The 1,794-nt window shown below is 57.0% G+C and carries 1 protein-coding gene; it reads left to right on the top strand.

The genetic code is table 11. From position 1 onward, the window contains the following. Window positions 1-403: hypothetical protein (locus tag AB8C10_RS09225; protein WP_368867555.1), on the top strand; the 403-nt coding region annotated here is incomplete at its 5' end. Between the last annotated feature and the right edge of the window lie 1,391 nt (window positions 404-1,794).

Raw genomic sequence — 1,794 nt, 5'->3', positions numbered from 1 at the left:
GCCCAATTTCTCGAAAAAACCCGCGAAAAAATTCATTTCTTCCTATTTTTTGGTGTCTCAAACGCGCGGCGCTTTAATCCATTTCCTTATTCCGAATTGGTCAGAATATGCACCGGACTCACTGGGTGCAAGAGGTGTGGCAAATCCGGGGGCGTCATTTTTCGACCGTGAGGCGAATTTTTTCGCGCCAAAAATGCGCCCGGATGTCCGCACGAAGTGCGCGAGATTCCATCATGAGACCGCCAAGGCACCAGGAGTCGCGAATCAAGCGAAGCGCGCGACTCCTGCTGCCTGCCAGCGCGTCGATTGTGGAATCACGAAGAACCTGCCGCACTCGCGAAGGAAACCCCCTAGCGCGGCTAAACATCCCATCTGCAAGCCCTGGGATGACAATTCCCGCTAGCCGCGCCTCCTGCCGCTCTCTCAGACCTCTGACACGCTCTACAACGCCCTAAGCCTCACCCGCTCGACCATTCCACCACCGCACCACAAATCTGTTCCCGCAGCTTCACCCCAAACCGAAAAATTTCCGCGATCATCTCAACCTTCCGCACCTGCTCAACCACCAATTCACCCATCGTCTTAAGCTCTTCTTCGCAATCACAGACCCTCTAGACCTTCACGCCCCCAGCACCTGCACACCGCCGCCTGACAGCCCTCTCAACCGCCCCTGAACCTCGCCCCTCAATCCGACTTCTTCGCCCCTCAATCCGACTTCTTCGCCCCTTCTCTGCTCTCTCAAACCCTCATCAGTCATCATCATCAATCACCCCCTAACACCCCCTCATCTGACCCTCTGCACCACCTCTAGAACCTCTCTACCTGACCAACCCAAACCCCCCTCAACACTCACCCCCGCCCCCGCTTATATGCCAAAAAACCCATGAAAACGACACCTCTCTTGCTCTGAGGGACGAAGAGTGAGAGAGGTGTCGTTTTGGTCGGGTGGCTTTGGCTTGGAATCGCGGGGGCGGGGGTGGTGAGCTCAGAAAACACCTTGAGATACACCCAAAAATACAGGGTGCAGGTCTTAAAGAGAGTGGCTGCAGAGGGTCTAACGGGAGTTCTTATCCCACCCAATCCGCCCCTAAATCGTCTTCAAGTTCTCGCGAATCCTCTAGGTTTTCTGGAGCTTGTGGAGCCTGCGGCGCGAGCGGAACTCTCTCGCTTCGCTCGTTCGTGCTCTGCTCTCTCCCTTCCCTCTTTGCCTCTCTGCTCAACCTCCGAGGCTTCCGACTGGAGAGGTGAGCCGCCGCCCATCGATTCGGAGGGAGCAGAGGGAGCAGAGGGAGGGAGCCCTGCCCTTGTGGCTCTCAGGGAGCAAAAAACCCACCCGGGCGGGGTGGGTCTAGGTTCTCTCTGAGAGCTGGTAGGCAGGTGATTGATGATGACGATTCATCGACCCGTCGGTCGCGTCGGTCGCGTCGGTCGGTCACACAGGCGGGGTCATTACGTCCCGCAGCGGCGGCATGTGCAACGGCGTTCATCTGGAATCAGCTTACGTATCCAGAAGGCCCTTTCAGGTCCTCAGCCTCGGCGCTCCTTCACGCCCTGCGGTCACCCGTCAGGGAAGCGGCTGTTAGCTCGTTGCTCGCGAAACCTGCACCCATCTGACGGGGTAATCCCGGGGGGTCAGCCCGGCGGCGTTGTCGCTTCTGTGGTCGTCTTCCCCACACCGTTGGGTTATCCTCCTCCCAACGTTGAGCCCATTCTGCTATGATTGGCTCAAATCTTTTTTAGATTTGTAAGCAAATAAAAATGTACCGCGGATTCGGTCCGCGGTGCATTTTTTTT

Origin of the sequence: Rothia mucilaginosa (assembly GCF_964210535.1) — a bacterium.
In the GTDB taxonomy this organism is placed as follows: domain Bacteria; phylum Actinomycetota; class Actinomycetes; order Actinomycetales; family Micrococcaceae; genus Rothia; species Rothia mucilaginosa_F.
Note: the sequence above shows the minus strand (reverse complement) of the source record. Positions and strands in the feature narration are given on the sequence as shown.